General features: G+C 58.3%; 15 protein-coding genes. 7 read left to right on the forward strand and 8 right to left on the reverse strand.

What is annotated here, in order from left to right:
• Positions 1–89 precede the first annotated feature (89 nt).
• On the reverse strand, positions 90–860 hold the full coding sequence (locus KQI65_00710) for a hypothetical protein (GenBank protein ID MCB2203239.1): 771 nt from the start codon (positions 858–860) through the stop codon (positions 90–92).
• Positions 857–1,522 carry a DUF3267 domain-containing protein gene (locus tag KQI65_00715; protein MCB2203240.1) on the reverse strand — a complete coding sequence of 222 codons (666 nt, stop codon included), beginning with the start codon at positions 1,520–1,522 and terminating at the stop codon, positions 857–859. The genes KQI65_00710 and KQI65_00715 overlap by 4 nt, the downstream gene beginning before the upstream one ends.
• Before the next feature lie 365 nt (positions 1,523–1,887).
• On the opposite strand from KQI65_00715, the gene KQI65_00720 reads away from it, so the two are divergent.
• Entirely contained in the window at positions 1,888–2,799 is a 912-nt protein-coding gene (locus tag KQI65_00720) for a hypothetical protein (GenBank protein MCB2203241.1), read from the forward strand.
• Positions 2,800–2,939: 140 nt separating this feature from the next.
• Here KQI65_00720 and KQI65_00725 read toward each other — a convergent pair whose 3' ends face one another.
• From KQI65_00725 to KQI65_00745, 5 genes are all read right to left on the reverse strand, one after another.
• Positions 2,940–3,365 (reverse strand): ferritin-like domain-containing protein, encoded by a 426-nt coding sequence (locus KQI65_00725; protein MCB2203242.1) that lies wholly within the window; start codon positions 3,363–3,365, stop codon positions 2,940–2,942.
• 113 nt (positions 3,366–3,478) lie between these two features.
• Positions 3,479–4,018: a DinB family protein gene (locus tag KQI65_00730; protein MCB2203243.1), complete on the reverse strand. Its 540-nt coding sequence runs from the start codon at positions 4,016–4,018 to the stop codon at positions 3,479–3,481.
• A 67-nt stretch (positions 4,019–4,085) separates the two neighbouring features.
• Positions 4,086–4,844, reverse strand: a complete 759-nt coding sequence (locus tag KQI65_00735) for a TerC family protein (protein ID MCB2203244.1) — start codon at positions 4,842–4,844, stop codon at positions 4,086–4,088.
• A 91-nt stretch (positions 4,845–4,935) separates the two neighbouring features.
• A complete protein-coding gene (mscL, locus tag KQI65_00740) occupies positions 4,936–5,340 on the reverse strand; it encodes a large-conductance mechanosensitive channel protein MscL (GenBank protein ID MCB2203245.1) in 405 nt (134 codons plus the stop codon).
• A 123-nt stretch (positions 5,341–5,463) separates the two neighbouring features.
• Complete coding sequence (locus KQI65_00745) at positions 5,464–5,850, reverse strand: VOC family protein (GenBank protein ID MCB2203246.1); 387 nt, start codon at positions 5,848–5,850, stop codon at positions 5,464–5,466.
• A 99-nt stretch (positions 5,851–5,949) separates the two neighbouring features.
• On the opposite strand from KQI65_00745, the gene KQI65_00750 reads away from it, so the two are divergent.
• The 6 genes from KQI65_00750 (at position 5,950) to KQI65_00775 (ending at position 12,380) form a co-directional block, all read left to right on the forward strand.
• Entirely contained in the window at positions 5,950–7,611 is a 1,662-nt protein-coding gene (locus KQI65_00750; GenBank protein ID MCB2203247.1) for a BamA/TamA family outer membrane protein, read from the forward strand.
• A gap of 9 nt (positions 7,612–7,620) precedes the next feature.
• Positions 7,621–8,490: a geranylgeranylglycerol-phosphate geranylgeranyltransferase gene (locus KQI65_00755; protein MCB2203248.1), complete on the forward strand. Its 870-nt coding sequence runs from the start codon at positions 7,621–7,623 to the stop codon at positions 8,488–8,490.
• A complete protein-coding gene (locus KQI65_00760) occupies positions 8,487–9,140 on the forward strand; it encodes a ribonuclease HII (GenBank protein ID MCB2203249.1) in 654 nt (217 codons plus the stop codon). Before KQI65_00755 ends, KQI65_00760 begins: the two co-directional genes overlap by 4 nt.
• Positions 9,106–9,477 (forward strand): YraN family protein, encoded by a 372-nt coding sequence (locus tag KQI65_00765; protein MCB2203250.1) that lies wholly within the window; start codon positions 9,106–9,108, stop codon positions 9,475–9,477. The genes KQI65_00760 and KQI65_00765 overlap by 35 nt, the downstream gene beginning before the upstream one ends.
• A 2-nt stretch (positions 9,478–9,479) precedes the next feature.
• Positions 9,480–9,896, forward strand: a complete 417-nt coding sequence (locus KQI65_00770) for a hypothetical protein (protein MCB2203251.1) — start codon at positions 9,480–9,482, stop codon at positions 9,894–9,896.
• A 300-nt stretch (positions 9,897–10,196) separates the two neighbouring features.
• Positions 10,197–12,380 (forward strand): T9SS type A sorting domain-containing protein, encoded by a 2,184-nt coding sequence (locus tag KQI65_00775; protein ID MCB2203252.1) that lies wholly within the window; start codon positions 10,197–10,199, stop codon positions 12,378–12,380.
• A 295-nt stretch (positions 12,381–12,675) separates the two neighbouring features.
• Here KQI65_00775 and KQI65_00780 read toward each other — a convergent pair whose 3' ends face one another.
• Entirely contained in the window at positions 12,676–13,728 is a 1,053-nt protein-coding gene (locus tag KQI65_00780; GenBank protein MCB2203253.1) for a 2-oxoacid:ferredoxin oxidoreductase subunit beta, read from the reverse strand.
• Between the last annotated feature and the right edge of the window lie 8 nt (positions 13,729–13,736).

Genomic DNA, 13,736 nt, shown 5'->3' on the forward strand with positions numbered 1-13,736 from the left:
AAATATGCAGAAAGTGCATAAAACCGGCGTCACCTTTATGCAGTTTCTGCATAATGTACGAAGGAAGAGCCTGCGTTACCACCTGCGCATCAGTTCGCAGGACTTCTTTCCCAGTGCGTCTCCAGCGCGCACGCCGCCACGTCTCCGTTGCGAATTTCGTGCCGGGCGACGAGCAGGGTGGAGTTATCATCGGGCGGAAGCAGCTGCGTGGAAACGAGTATGTCGACGCCATAACGTACTTCCTTGCGGTAATGCACGATCAGTCGGCGGAGTGCGGCGTCACGCGGAATCTCCACGGGCATGGTTTCCAACGCCCATTCGACATAGCGGATATTGTTGACATGTCCGTTGCTGTCGATGTCGCTCATGCGAACGGAGAAATCCCGCTGTTCATCGACCCGCTCCACCGGCTGCGGCGATTGCGGGGTAGACAGCTCCTCGACATCCCCTTCGATGCCGTAGCGGGAAAATATCTCCATCGGGATGCGGGCGGGACGCTTGCGCGCGGTATCCACGTACACCCACTGTGAGTCCGCCTCCACAATAGGCTTTCCTTCCGCATCCTGCACCGCGTAGCGGCGATTGGCGAGGAAGCGGCGCATGGCCATGGGCTGCGTGAGAATATGTGCGACGTCGCGATGACGCAGCGTACCGTGGATGCGAATATCCCAGCGGCTCAGCAGCCAGGCAACCTGTTCCTTTTCATAGAACGCAATGCCCACGTCATAGTCTTCACTCTGCAGCAGCGCGAGATCTTCGAACCAGCGCAGCATGGCGAGCACGGTCGCCCGCAGCTGCGCATCACAGTCGTAATAATGTACCGGGTAATCGTGCCGGTACTCATGTCCCCCATTCATCATGCAGGTTCCTCCGTCTGCTGTGTTTCCTGCGCTGTCCGTTCCGCATCCTCGTCACCCCGTCCTGTTTCCCCTCCGGGACTCAGCGCCCCATCTTCCCCGGGAAGCAGCACATAGCAGCCGGCGCGTGTCGGATGATCTTCGATCAGTGCGGTGGAATCGATATCGCGCAGCAGCCAGAGGATAAGCATGTCGCCACCGGCGGCGAAAGTGAAGAACAGTCCGAAAGCCGCCCAGGACGCACTGCCGAAAGCGACCGCGTACAGCGCGGGCAGAATGCCGAGCAGGATGAGGGGCATGACAGCGCCGATGCGATAGGGACGCGCCTCCATCGGCTCGCTGCAATGCGCGTAGGGCGTAACGGTTTTCCAGTCGAAGCCGAAACGGATCACGCCGAACGGTTTTCCCGTCAGCCATTTCCATGTCAGTCCATGAATTCCCTCATGCACCACGATGCCCACCGCAACCGCCACAAGCAGCGGCAGCAATCCCCCATCAACGAAAATCGACCGAATCCCATCTGTCCCCCACAACAGCAAATACGGCACGCCAAGCACCAGTACCGCCGGCAGCGCAAAATACACCATCAGAAAATTCGCCTGCAGCAGGGAGACCGATCGGTCCTCTCTTTGAAATTCTGCTCCGGAATACTGTTCCGCCATCATCGCATGCGCTTGTGATACATTGACGCAAGATCGGTGCTTGAGAGTTGCTTCGCAACTCGCTTGAGACTCCGCGTTCCGCGGAGTCGCATGAGTTCCGCTTCCACCTACGCTTTCGCTTTGCTCAAGCTTCGGCGGACGGAGACGCGGAACGCAGGAGTGACACTTCGTGTCACGCGTGAGTCCCCCGATTTCATCGGGGGACGAACTCAAGCGCGCCGATAGGCGCTCCAGCGTGAGTCCCCAGATGGAATCGGGGACGAACTCCCGCGTGCCGGTAGGCGCTCCAGCGCGGCGCAGCCGCTATTCGCTATTCACACCTGAAGGTCGTATTTTCCTGTACTTTACATTGCCTGAGTAAGTGATATATGACATCATCCCCACAGCAAGCCCGACGCATCTGGTTCTGGAGTGTCGTTGCGGCTGTGCTGTTTATCACACTGCATATTGTGGAGGATCTGCTCGGAACGGTGCATCTCAGTACATGGGCGTTCGCGCTGCTGATACTGACGTACAGCATGTGGATATGGATCAGGCAGCATGCTTTGCTGCGCATGACCATTGGTGTGATGGCGGCGACGCTGGGCATGCACTATGAGCTGGCGATGCATATGCAGACGATGCTTTCGCGGCAGAGCTGGACGCTGCACCTGATCGGCTTCGCGGTGCTGCTGCTGTTCAGTCTGCCCGCTTCCCTGCTGCAGCGCAAGCGCACGCGCACCTGGTATCGCTGGCTGTTCGATCGCGCGTGTGAGGGAAGCAGGAAGGATCCTGCCGAACCCGGGAAGGACAGTACCAACGACTCCGCCGGGCAGCAAGGGGATGATTATTCAGCAACCCCTGTCATGGTTCGTCACACGCAGTACTCCATGAAAGAGCTGCGCCGCTTCGCGAGCTTCCTCAGTAAACGGCATATCGCTGTCTCGCAGTGGAACAACTCAACCCTCACACTGTTTCTGCCCGGGGAGCAGTATCTGTATCGGCGCAGGGGATTTGATCCCTCCGATGTCACGAAGGTGACGTTTGAGGAAAACGGAGACATGTACGTGCACATCTCCAGGATGGATTGTCAGCCGTACCTGCATGCCTGTCCCTACTCGAAACTGTGCGGTGGCATCGGTAATGTAATGTTCGACCTCCTGCAGCGGCAGCGTCAGGGCGAAGAGGATCTCATCCTTCGCGAGGTACATGACGATACGCGCCAGGCACAATCGGTGTTGATTATCATCGGGGGACTCGTGTTCATCTTCGCTGCGATGCTTTATCTCGATGTGATCTGATCCCTGTACCTACTTCATTCCCCTCTTTCCCTTCTCCCCCCCCCAAAAAAACACCCCGCCGAATTGGCGGGGTGAAGAGAGCTGTAATCCTGCGGAAGCGTTGTTCCGCTGTTACTCGGGTCGTGCGACGGCGGTCAGAATTACAATGGCCAGTCGCGCAGGATGCGTTCGGTTTCCTCTGCGTGACCGCTTTCATCGCGCACCATGTCTTCGAGCTGCACGGCGAGTCCTTTATCGCCAAACTCTTCGGCCTGCTTTGCGCGCTCGGTGTAGCCGGCGATGGCTTTGCGCTCGGCTTCCACCACGGCTTCAAGCATTTCACGGTTGCTGCCGGCAGCCTTGATCGGAGCCGGTTCCGTCGTCGGTTCGCCGCCGAGTGCGACAATTTTGTTGGCTAGGAATTCTGCGTGCAACTGCTCGTCGGGCACTTCCGCCATGTAAAAGTCTTTCAACTGGGGACGGTAGGGACCCGTGGCCTTGGCCGCGTATGTGATGTACTGAATGATTGCGCTGAGTTCGTTCGAGAGATCTTCGTTGAGTTTTTCAATCAATGCTTTCTTGTCCATGTACTCCTCTACATCATATATCATGAAACATCGTTCATGTAAATAGAACCCGAAATCGGCGAAAAGAGTTCAGGATTGCCGTTATCGGGATGCATGGAGAGAAGGGATTTCGCTCAGGTGTTCATGGACGCGAGATAGCGCGAAGTTATCACATTGAGATGATGCCGTTCGTGCCCGGCGATCATCCACGGTATCGCGCGCACACTCATTTCCTTGCCATCCGCCCTGCCCCTTCGGCGCTGCACATCCTCGCCCCAGGTTTCAAAGAGAAAAAGATTGGATGTGCGCAGTTGACGGTATTCGCCCGCAAGACTGTCGCGCGAACGCGCGTCAAAGTAACCTTCGCTGACATAGAGGTCCTGATCGTATCCCGGCAGGTCGGCGGACTCACCCCGCGCAAAGCATAGCGCCCGCGTGGCGAAAATGCGTTCGGTATCGACGATGTGGCCGATGACCTCACGTATACTCCATTTCCCCTCGGCATAGCGGTATCCCGCCTGCTCATCCGTCAGTCCTCGAAGCAGATCCACCACTTCCTTCATCTGCGCCTGCAGAATATCGAGCAGATCTCCCCGCTGCAGCGTATCGAGATACGCCTGATAATACGGCGCGTATTCATCGGGATTTGGAAAAAGATACTGCTGTGTCGACATGGTGTTTCCTTCCTTTATAATTCCACTTGGTGTCTTTGCGTCTTTGTGACTTTGTGCTCCCAGGATACTATTCCTGCTTTTCAGACTGCACCTCCCGGATAACATTACTGCGCTTCGCCGGGGGATCGTTCGGACGGCCTTCACGCCTGCGCCGGTTATAACTGTAGCGCATCTGCAGCAGCTCGACCACGAGGGCGAATCCCATTGGCAGGTAGATGTAGGCCTTGGGAATATCGCTGTGCAATCCTTCGAGGAAAATGGTAACACCGATGGTGACCAGAAAGGCGAGGGCGAGAATTTTCAGTGCCGGGTGTTTGAGGATGAAGTCGCCGATGGTTTTCGCGAAAGCGAGGATGACGGCGAAGGATGCCACGACAGCGGTGATGATAACCCAGACTTCCGAGGTGAGTCCCACCGCCGTAATCACCGAGTCGATGGAAAAGACCACGTCGAGCAGCACGATCTGCGTGATCACGGCAGCGAAACCGGACGCTGTGCGCGCATGCACTTCCTCCTCATGCAGCTCCACCGTCTCGTGGATTTCTCTAACGGCCTTGTAGATGAGGAAGAGTCCGCCAAGCAACAGCAGCAGATCCCGCGCCGAGAGCGAGGCGACCAGCGGCTCGGTCAGATGTGCAAGCACGAGCACAAGCCCCAGCATCAGGATGCGCGCCACGAGGGCGAGGGCGAGTCCGATCACCCGCGCCCTGTTGCGCCTCGCTTCCTCGAGACGGGAGACGAAAATGGAGATGACGAGAATGTTGTCGATGCCCAGGACCAGTTCGAGTCCTACGAGCAATGCAAGGGTAGCGAGTGAATCGAGCATACGTCAGGCAGATGGGAAAAAAAGTGGCGTCACGGCAACATACGCGCATGACGCCAGCAAGACAACAGTCTCAAAGTGACCCGGTCGCGAATCAGCCGTTCTGACTCTTGAGAATGTCGCGAATTTCCGTGAGCAGCACTTCGTCAGCGGGAGGTGCCGGGGGTTCGGCCGCGGCCTCTTCCTCTTTCTTCCTCTTCATGTTGTTCATGCCCTTGACCACCATGAAAATCGCGAAAGCGATGATGATGAAGTCGATGATAGTCATGAAGAACGTGCCGTAATTGACCGTAACGGCCGGAGTCTCACCGACAGCTTCCTGTACGACAATGACGAGCTGCGTAAAATCCACTCCCCCGAGCAGCACACCTATCGGCGGCATCACAACATCGGCGACGAAGGATTTGACAATGGTTCCAAACGCTGCACCGATGACAATACCGATCGCCATATCGATGACATTCCCGCGCACGGCGAATTCCTTGAATTCTTTCATCATGCTCATGGGCAATTCTCCTCTGTTTTTATAAGGATGCAAGATGTCTGAAAAGGGGACATCCAACAATACTGAACCAGTGGCATTTTGGCAAGCGCGCCGGGAAATGCGGCCATGAAACGAGTCCTATTTCGCGGGCTCGTACAGTGCGGCGACGGCTCCGCCGGGATCGCGAATCACGCAGAAGCGTCCGCTGCCGCCGAGGGAGCGCACTTCCGTCACTGCTTCGCCCCCGTGCTCGGCACAGGCCTTCAGGCTCGCATCCAGATCGTCAACGGTGATGTAAAGCAGCCACTGGGCGGGGAGCCCCGTATTCCCGCCCCGCGCATGACACACGCCCGCGGTAGCACGCCCGCTGTCGGGATCGTTCATGCTGTAATCTTCATAGTCCCCCATCGGCACGCCCTCGGGTTTCCAGCCCACGACGGCAGCATAAAAATCGCGGACCTCCTCGGCATTCTCCACGGTGAGATCCGTCCATGTAATACTCCCCGTTTTCGCGGCTTCGCTCATAGTATTCCTCTGTGATGTGACCGTGACTGAAATAATACAAAACCCGGGCTGCGCGGACAATATGCGGGACGGCAGATTCGGCATGGTGATACACCGTACATGTGCCCCAATGCAGCCAACGCGCTGCCTTTCTTCCGGCAGCCGCCCGACGTATTTTTATCCATCATGCCGCGCTTGCCCGCATATCATCCCCTGTCCGCGTATTTCTGCATCCTGCTGTGCGCACTGCTCCTCTCGCTGCTGAATCCTGCGCTTCATGCGCAAAGCACGGCAGACAGCGCCGAAGTTCTTATGCCCGTGCAGGATGCTGCGATGCGCATGCAGGAAATCCCCATTGGCAGCCTGCGCATTGAAGGAAGCGCGTCCGCCACTGAAGCCGAGCTGCGCGAGCTGTGCGACAGTGCCCCGGGATCGGTGTTTTCCGAGCAGGCGCTGCAGCAGGATATCGCGCGCATGCTTGATTTCTACGACCGCAGGGGATATCCCTTCGCCGCGATACGCATCGCGGATGTGGAACTGCGCAGCGCGGCCGATTCCACCTGCATGGATATTCGTCTCGAGGTTCACGAGGGCAGGGTTTTCCGCATCGAGGAAATCACGGTCGAGGGCAATACGCTCACCGACGCCGATGTCATCATCCGTGAAACGCGCATCGACGAGGGGGAAATCTACGATGGCGACAAAATCGGTGATATTCGCCGCCGCCTCGAGCGATTGCAGTATTTCGCTTCCGTCCGTGAGCCGCAGCTGTATGTGCGGGACGACAGTGTCGGGGGACTGCTGATCTCGGTGGAAGAGGGAAGCACAAATCGCTTCGACGGCGTGGTGGGATATCAGCCTGCCGCGGGGGAGGAAGGGTCAGGATACTTTACCGGACTGGTTGACGTACAGTTCGGGAATCTCTTCGGCACGGGACGACAGCTCTCCGCTCGCTGGGAAAAAGCGACGCAGGAATCGTCGGAACTCGAGCTGCACTACCTTGAACCCTGGATCATGGGATTCCCGGTAAATATCGCGGCCGGTTTTTTCCAGCGGCAGCAGGACAGTGCGTATGTGCGCCGCGCGGCGGATGGAGAAATCCGCCTCCTGGCTTCCAGCGATATCAGCATTTCCGCCACCCTGCAGGCGACGGAAGTCATTCCCTCGGTCAACAGCGCGATTGCGGGACTGTACCGCTCGAGCATACTGGCGGCGGGACTGCAGCTGCGCATCGACACGCGTGATGATGTGTACAATCCTCGCAGCGGCATCGTACTGCGCAACGCATACAGCGGCGGGAATAAGCGTTTCACTGCGGGCGACGGCAGCGGAGTGACGGATTTCCTGCAGCACATCGAAATCGATGCCGGGTATTACCAGGAAATCCTCCCACGCGTGGTGGCGGCCATTGCCCTTCATGGACGAGAACTGACCGGTGATGAACTCGATGTGAGCGACCTGTATCGCATCGGCGGCGCCAACACCCTGCGCGGCTACCGGGAGGAGCAGTTCAGCGGTACCCGCTTTGTCTGGATCAACAACGAGCTGCGCTACAGTCTCGGACGGCGCACCTTCGCCTTCGCGTTCTTCGATTTTGGCTATATTTACCAGTCCCCCGACATCGCGCGTGGACGAGAGGAAATGACCGCATTCCGGAATGGCTACGGACTCGGCGCGCGCATCGAGACCGGCCTCGGCATAGTGGGCGTGAGTTATGCACTCGGCCACGGTGACGGACTCTCGGAGGGAAAAATTCATTTCGGTCTCATCAACGCGTTCTGACCCCTACGCATGTCCGACACCCCCACAGCAACCCGCACTCCCCTCGCAGCGACGATCTCCCTGGCGCGTCCCGCCAACGGCGCCATCGCCTTCGCCGGCACCGCCGCCGCCTGCGTGATTGCGGGAGCGCGGATGGCGGACTGGCTCCCAATCCTTCTTGCAGCCTGCGCGGCATTCATGGCTGGTGCTGCGGGCAACATGATCAATGACGTGTACGACATCGCAATCGACCGCGTGAACAAACCCTGGAGAGCGCTCGCGGCGCAGCAGCTGCGTCCCGCAACCGCTGCCCTGTTGTCTGCCCTGAGCGGCTGCGCCGCACTCGCACTCAGCATTCCCCTCGGCAGCACGGCGCTGCTCATCATGGGCTGCAGCCTCGTCGCCATGTTCATGTACAGTGCCTGGCTCAAACGCATTCCGCTGCTCGGCAATGCGCTTGTCGCTGTTCTGACCGGCGCCGCGTTTCTGTACGGCGCGGCCGCTTTCGACAATCCTGCGGCGGGGCTTGTTCCGGCCGGCTTCGCGCTGCTGTTCAACTTTGCACGCGAAGTGCTCAAGGATGTGGAGGACATGCGCGGCGACAGCGCCGCTGCCGTGATGACCTTTCCCCTGCGTGCCGGAGAAAGCGCCGCGCTGCGCCTGGTCACCGTCATCCTCGTCCTGCTCATCGCGTCGACACTGCTCCCAATCTATTTCCATCTTTACGGCGCTGTATACGGCTGGGTCGTGATTTTTGGTGTTGATAGCGTGCTGTGTTTTGTGCTTTATGCGATGTGGAAGGATCGGTCGACGGCCAACATCCGGCGTCTGAACATCCTTCTCAAAATCGACATGCCGGCGGGAATCGCCGCGATATTGCTGGGGAGTTTGTATCCATGAACGAACTGACGAAACGGGAACGCGCGTTGCTGTCGCCGACGGTACGGTATATCGCCGGAGTGGACGAAGCGGGACGGGGTCCGCTCGCTGGTCCCGTTGTCGCCGCTGCCGTCATCTTCGCCCCGGACACGGGCATCGATGGCGTGGAGGATTCCAAGAAACTTCGTCCCGCACGCCGCGACCAACTCGCCGATGAGATCTGTTCCGTCGCGCTGGCCTGGGCGACAGCCAGCTGCAGCGCTGCCGAGATCGACGAACACAACATCCTTCAGGCCAGCATTCTGGCGATGCAGCGCGCCATTGCCGCACTGGACCCGCAGCCGGATTTCCTGCTGGTGGACGGCAATCGTTTCCACCATCCGTCCCTGCCGTTCGAAACCGTTGTCAAGGGAGATGCGCATTGTTTCAGCATTGCGGCGGCATCCATACTTGCGAAAGTGGAGCGTGACCGCGTCATGGCGGAAATGGATCTCGCGTATCCCGGCTACGGCTTTGCGCAGCACAAGGGATATCCCACGCACGCGCATGTCGACGCCCTGCGGCGGCTGGGTCCATCGCCCGTACACCGCCGTTCATTTACCGTCAAAGCACTCGTCACTCAGGGGGAGATTTTCAATGATCGACAAACAGAAACTGGCCCGGGAGGGTGAGGAAGCGGCCGCGGAGTATTTGCGCGGGCTGGACTGGCACATCATCGAGAAGAATTTTCATTACGGGAAGGCCGGGGAAATCGACATCATCGCGCGGGACGGCGAATGGACCGTATTCGTGGAAGTGAAATCCCGCCGTTCTGTCAGCTACGGTCCCCCCGAATACTCCATCACCCCTTCCAAGCAGCGTCAGCTCATGCGTATTGCGCGCGGGTGGATGTATTTGCAGGGAGCGGGTGAACTTCTTTGCCGCTTTGATGTTATTATCGTGGAGTATTCCATCGGCGGCGAGCGCCGCATCAAACACTATCGCAACGCATTTACGTCCATGACCTGACCATGCTCGAAACCCTCGCCACATGGCATCACTTCCTCGTGCACTTCGCCGTGGCCTTCGCCATCGGCAGTGTCGCCTTCGACGTCCTCGATTTCTTCCTGAACAAGGAGAAATTCGAGCAAACCGGCTTTCACCTGATGATCGCCGCGATCCCCTTCCTCCTTCTCGCGGTGCTCACCGGCAACCTGGCCGAGACCTATCTGACCGGACTCGCTTCGCACGCAGCGGATCTCGAAAAGCACAAAACCTACGCAAACATCGCCGTCTGGGTATTTTCCGCCGCCGGTCTCTGGCGCCTCTTCCTCCATTTCCGCCGCGAATACAACGGCATCCGCAAAGTCATCTACATTTTCATCATTACCACCGCGGCCATGAGCGTCTACCTCGCCGGCCTGCACGGGGGTATGTTGCGCCACTAGAGCTCCCGCTCCGCGGTCGCGCGTGAGCGGCTTCGCCGCGCTTGAGCGCCGCTGCGCGGCGCGCAGGAGTTCTCCCGACTTCGTCGGCGGAACGCTGGAGATCCCGCTTCGCGGGATCGCGTGAGCGTAGCGAACTCAAGCGTGAGCGTAGCGAACTCAAGCGTGAGCCCCGCCTCGGCGGGGCGAACTCCCGCGCGGCGAGTCCCAGAGGGACGAGCCGCTTTTTTCCATTGCAACACTCCCGGGCATTTCCGATACTGCATTGATTTTACACATAGAGTCCATTCAAACGGAATGCCCATGCGAGTTGCTGCTGTTGTTATTGCCTGCGTTGTGATGTGTGCTGTGCCTGGACGGGCGCAGCAGGGTTGGGAGTGGCAGAATCCGCTTCCCCATGGACAGTCGGTGAATGATATCGTCATGCTGGATGACATTCGGGGCGTGGCGGTGTGTGAAAATGGATATTACATGCACACGGCCGACGGCGGGAAAACGTGGAGTACCTGGCGGCTCGGACGCATGAACCTCGAGAAGGTGATTGCACTCCATGATGGCAGTCTTATCACGATAGCCGACCAACAGCGCATTTACCGCAGCACGGACTTTGCCTATTCGTGGGACCTGGTGTACGAGGGCGGAACCTCCAATTCCGGGCTGCCGTCGGATATGGTGCTGGCGGATGAGAACACGCTGGTGGGCTTCCTCAACGGTGCGCATGTCGTGATCTCGGAGGATGGCGGCAAAACCTGGAGACAGTTCACGAATTTCAATGTCTTCGGACAGACACTCTACAGCATCAGCGCACAGTCGTCGACCACCTGGTATATCGTCACTTCCACCAATCTGTATAAAACCACCGATCGCGGGAAAAGCTGGTTCAACAATAATGGCAGTTTTGATGTGCGCGGGCTCACCCGTTTCGTGTACGTCGACTCATTGTATGGCTACCAGTTGCGGGAGGGACAGCTGCTCCGCACACACGATGGGGGACTGGGCTGGGAGGAGATGGATATTTTCGGTTTCGATACCGTCACCGATCTCGAAGCAGGACCGAAACTCGGCAGTACAGTATTCTGCATGAGTGCGGGCCGCTATATCATCAATAAATCGAGTGACGCCGGTGGGAGCTGGAATATCAGCCTCACCGGATCCGCCTTCCCCGACGCCAATCCAAAGACCATCGCCTTTGCCAACAGTCAGCTCGGATTTGTCGCCGGTGATGGGGGACGCATTCTCCGTACGGAAGATGGCGGACTCTCCTGGGCTATCGTGCATGGTATCGGATACATTTCCACAATTTCAGACCTCGTCTTTTCAACTCCCGATTTCGGTATGGCGGCCACGTTCTCCTCCACCCTGTTGATCACAACGAATGGCGGACGACGATGGGATGAAGTGCTACCCTCCTCGGAACATACACTGAGAAATGTCGCCGTGGCACCTGACGGGACATGGTACCTGACCGGGTTGACCAGTGCGAATGTGTATGACCTTCTTCGCAGTACCAATAATGGACTCACCTGGGAAGTGCTGAGCAGAATGCCGCTTGATTATGAAAGCAATCGTCCCGAACAGCCGTTGTCGCTTTACGCGCGTGCCAACGGTGAACTCTGGGTCGGCGCAACGTACAGCCTCCTCCTCCACTCCACCGATGGCGGTGTAACATGGGACCGGCAGGTCGTGGGCAATACGACACGCAATCCTTACAGCACCGGAGAGGACATCTTTTTCTTCGACCCGTCCATCATCATCTACGTGCGCGGCTCATCCATTGAGTATTCCACGGACAACGGGCAGACCTGGGACAGCAGATACACAAACAATGGGCGCTCCCTGCGCGAGGTGCAGTTTGTGACGCCGGATGTGGGGTATGCGCTCACACCTTCGGATTTCGGTCGCACCTCCGATGGCGGGGTGACCTGGGATGTCACATGGGGATTCATGCCCCAGCTGCTGCACTATTTCGATGAGTGGAACGGTGTTATGCTGTGGACAAATGCGGACCAGGACGATCTGGGTTATCTGCTGCGCAGCAGCGATGGCGGACAGACGTATGAAAAGCTCTCCCTGAACGAAAATGTCAACTGGTCCGACTGGTACTGGCATTCCCGTGACCTCGCATGGGCATACGGGTATGGCGGACTCATCAGGCGCAATGACAGCGGCGGACTCGTGTCAGCTGATCCACTCGCTGCACTGCCCTCCCTCCTGCAGCTCCAGCCCGGCTATCCCAATCCCTGGTCCCGCACAAGGCACAGCACGGTTACCGTGCCCTTCACCCTCAGCAGCTCCGCCCCGGTACAGCTCACACTGTACGACATGCTCGGGCGTCCCGCAACCGTGATGGATCAGGGACTGCTGTCCCCCGGATTCCATCAGGTCACCATCGACCGCTCCCGGCTCGTCACCCTGGCACCCGGACTCTATCTCTACCGCCTCAGCGCCGGCGATGCCTCCCGCACCGGACGACTGGTCGTCAAGTAGGTGTTTGCGCTGACGCGCAGTTGTTTGCGCAGATGCGCAGGTGTTTCCCGCTGCGTTCGTCCCACTTCGCGGGAGAACTTCGCGGGAGGTGTTTGCGCTGATGCGCAGGTCTTGCCGAATACGTCCCGCGAAGCGGGACGACAACTCCCCCGCAACGCGGGGGAAACGACACAGCGACCTGTCCGCCGAAGTTCGAGCGGAGCGAGAACGAAGGGGGAGCTGTGATAACAGCCTCGCAAGCAAAAAAAAACCGCCAATCCTAGAAGATTGGCGGTTTATTTTTGCTTGCGAGGTATTACTTACCGTTGCCTTCGATTTCCCAGGTGGCGCCGTTGTGGAGGAGGGCGTTGAGGTCGCCCGCGCCCTCCTTTTCGATGGCGAGCTGGACATGTTTATCCAGTTCTTCTTCGTAGGTGGGACGTTCGATGTCGAGGAAGACGCCCAGCGGCATGGGGAAGTCAGGCTGGTCGTTCATGTGGCCGAGGATGAAGGCCAGTTCCTTCGACTTTTCGTCATGCACGAGCAGGTCGCTTTCGCTGTAGTCGTCGAGCGACACAATCTGGGGACGGAAGCCGTCGAGGCGGATACCCTTGTCGCGGTTGTTGCCGAACACCAGCGGTTTGCCATGTTCGAGCAGGACGGTGTTGTCGCCGCGGGTTTCCTTGTTTGTATAGATATCGTAGGCTTTGTCGTTGAAAATGACACAGTTCTGCAGCAGGTCAATGAACGACGTACCCTTGTGCTGGGCCATGCGCAGCAGCATTTCCTTCAGGTGCTTCGGATCGCGGTCCATCGAACGCGCGACGAATGTGCCTTCGGCGCCGAGCGCGATGAGCACGGGATTGAAGGGATGATCGATCACGCCCTGGGGCGAGGTTTTCGTCTTCTGGCCATGCTGTGAGGTCGGGGAATACTGTCCCTTCGTCAGCGCGTAGATGCGGTTGTTGAACATCATGACATTGATGTCAACGTTGCGGCGCAGGGCATGGATGAAGTGATTGCCGCCGATGGAGAGGCAGTCGCCGTCACCGGTGGAAACCCAGACCGACAGCTTGGGATGTCCCGCTTTGAGTCCGGAGGCGATGGCGAGCGCGCGTCCATGGATGCCGTGGAAGCCGTACGTGCTCATGTAATACGGGAAACGGCTGGAGCAGCCGATACCCGCGATCACGGCGATGTCTTCCTTTTTCACCCCGATTTCGGGGAGGGTGCGCTGCAGCTGTGAGAGCATGGAATAGTCACCGCAACCCGGACACCAGCGAACATCCTGATCGGAAGCGAGGTCCTTCGGGGTAAGTTTCTTTACCTGGTCGTCGAGCTGTTCTTTTGTTGCTTCTTCGTTACTCATGTATTCCT

The sequence above is a fragment of the bacterium genome (assembly GCA_020444325.1).
GTDB lineage: Bacteria > Bacteroidota > Ignavibacteria > SZUA-365 > SZUA-365 > BM516.

Excerpts from the sequence above, each read along its gene's own strand:
- KQI65_00710 (MCB2203239.1), bottom strand. The coding sequence starts at position 860 with ATGATGAATGGGGGACATGAGTACCGGCACGATTACCCGGTACATTAT.
- KQI65_00715 (MCB2203240.1), bottom strand. The coding sequence starts at position 1,522 with ATGATGGCGGAACAGTATTCCGGAGCAGAATTTCAAAGAGAGGACCGA.
- KQI65_00720 (MCB2203241.1), top strand. The coding sequence starts at position 1,888 with ATGACATCATCCCCACAGCAAGCCCGACGCATCTGGTTCTGGAGTGTC.
- KQI65_00725 (MCB2203242.1), bottom strand. The coding sequence starts at position 3,365 with ATGGACAAGAAAGCATTGATTGAAAAACTCAACGAAGATCTCTCGAAC.
- KQI65_00730 (MCB2203243.1), bottom strand. The coding sequence starts at position 4,018 with ATGTCGACACAGCAGTATCTTTTTCCAAATCCCGATGAATACGCGCCG.
- KQI65_00735 (MCB2203244.1), bottom strand. The coding sequence starts at position 4,844 with ATGCTCGATTCACTCGCTACCCTTGCATTGCTCGTAGGACTCGAACTG.
- mscL (MCB2203245.1), bottom strand. The coding sequence starts at position 5,340 with ATGATGAAAGAATTCAAGGAATTCGCCGTGCGCGGGAATGTCATCGAT.
- KQI65_00745 (MCB2203246.1), bottom strand. The coding sequence starts at position 5,850 with ATGAGCGAAGCCGCGAAAACGGGGAGTATTACATGGACGGATCTCACC.
- KQI65_00750 (MCB2203247.1), top strand. The coding sequence starts at position 5,950 with ATGTGCCCCAATGCAGCCAACGCGCTGCCTTTCTTCCGGCAGCCGCCC.
- KQI65_00755 (MCB2203248.1), top strand. The coding sequence starts at position 7,621 with ATGTCCGACACCCCCACAGCAACCCGCACTCCCCTCGCAGCGACGATC.
- KQI65_00760 (MCB2203249.1), top strand. The coding sequence starts at position 8,487 with ATGAACGAACTGACGAAACGGGAACGCGCGTTGCTGTCGCCGACGGTA.
- KQI65_00765 (MCB2203250.1), top strand. The coding sequence starts at position 9,106 with ATGATCGACAAACAGAAACTGGCCCGGGAGGGTGAGGAAGCGGCCGCG.
- KQI65_00770 (MCB2203251.1), top strand. The coding sequence starts at position 9,480 with ATGCTCGAAACCCTCGCCACATGGCATCACTTCCTCGTGCACTTCGCC.
- KQI65_00775 (MCB2203252.1), top strand. The coding sequence starts at position 10,197 with ATGCGAGTTGCTGCTGTTGTTATTGCCTGCGTTGTGATGTGTGCTGTG.
- KQI65_00780 (MCB2203253.1), bottom strand. The coding sequence starts at position 13,728 with ATGAGTAACGAAGAAGCAACAAAAGAACAGCTCGACGACCAGGTAAAG.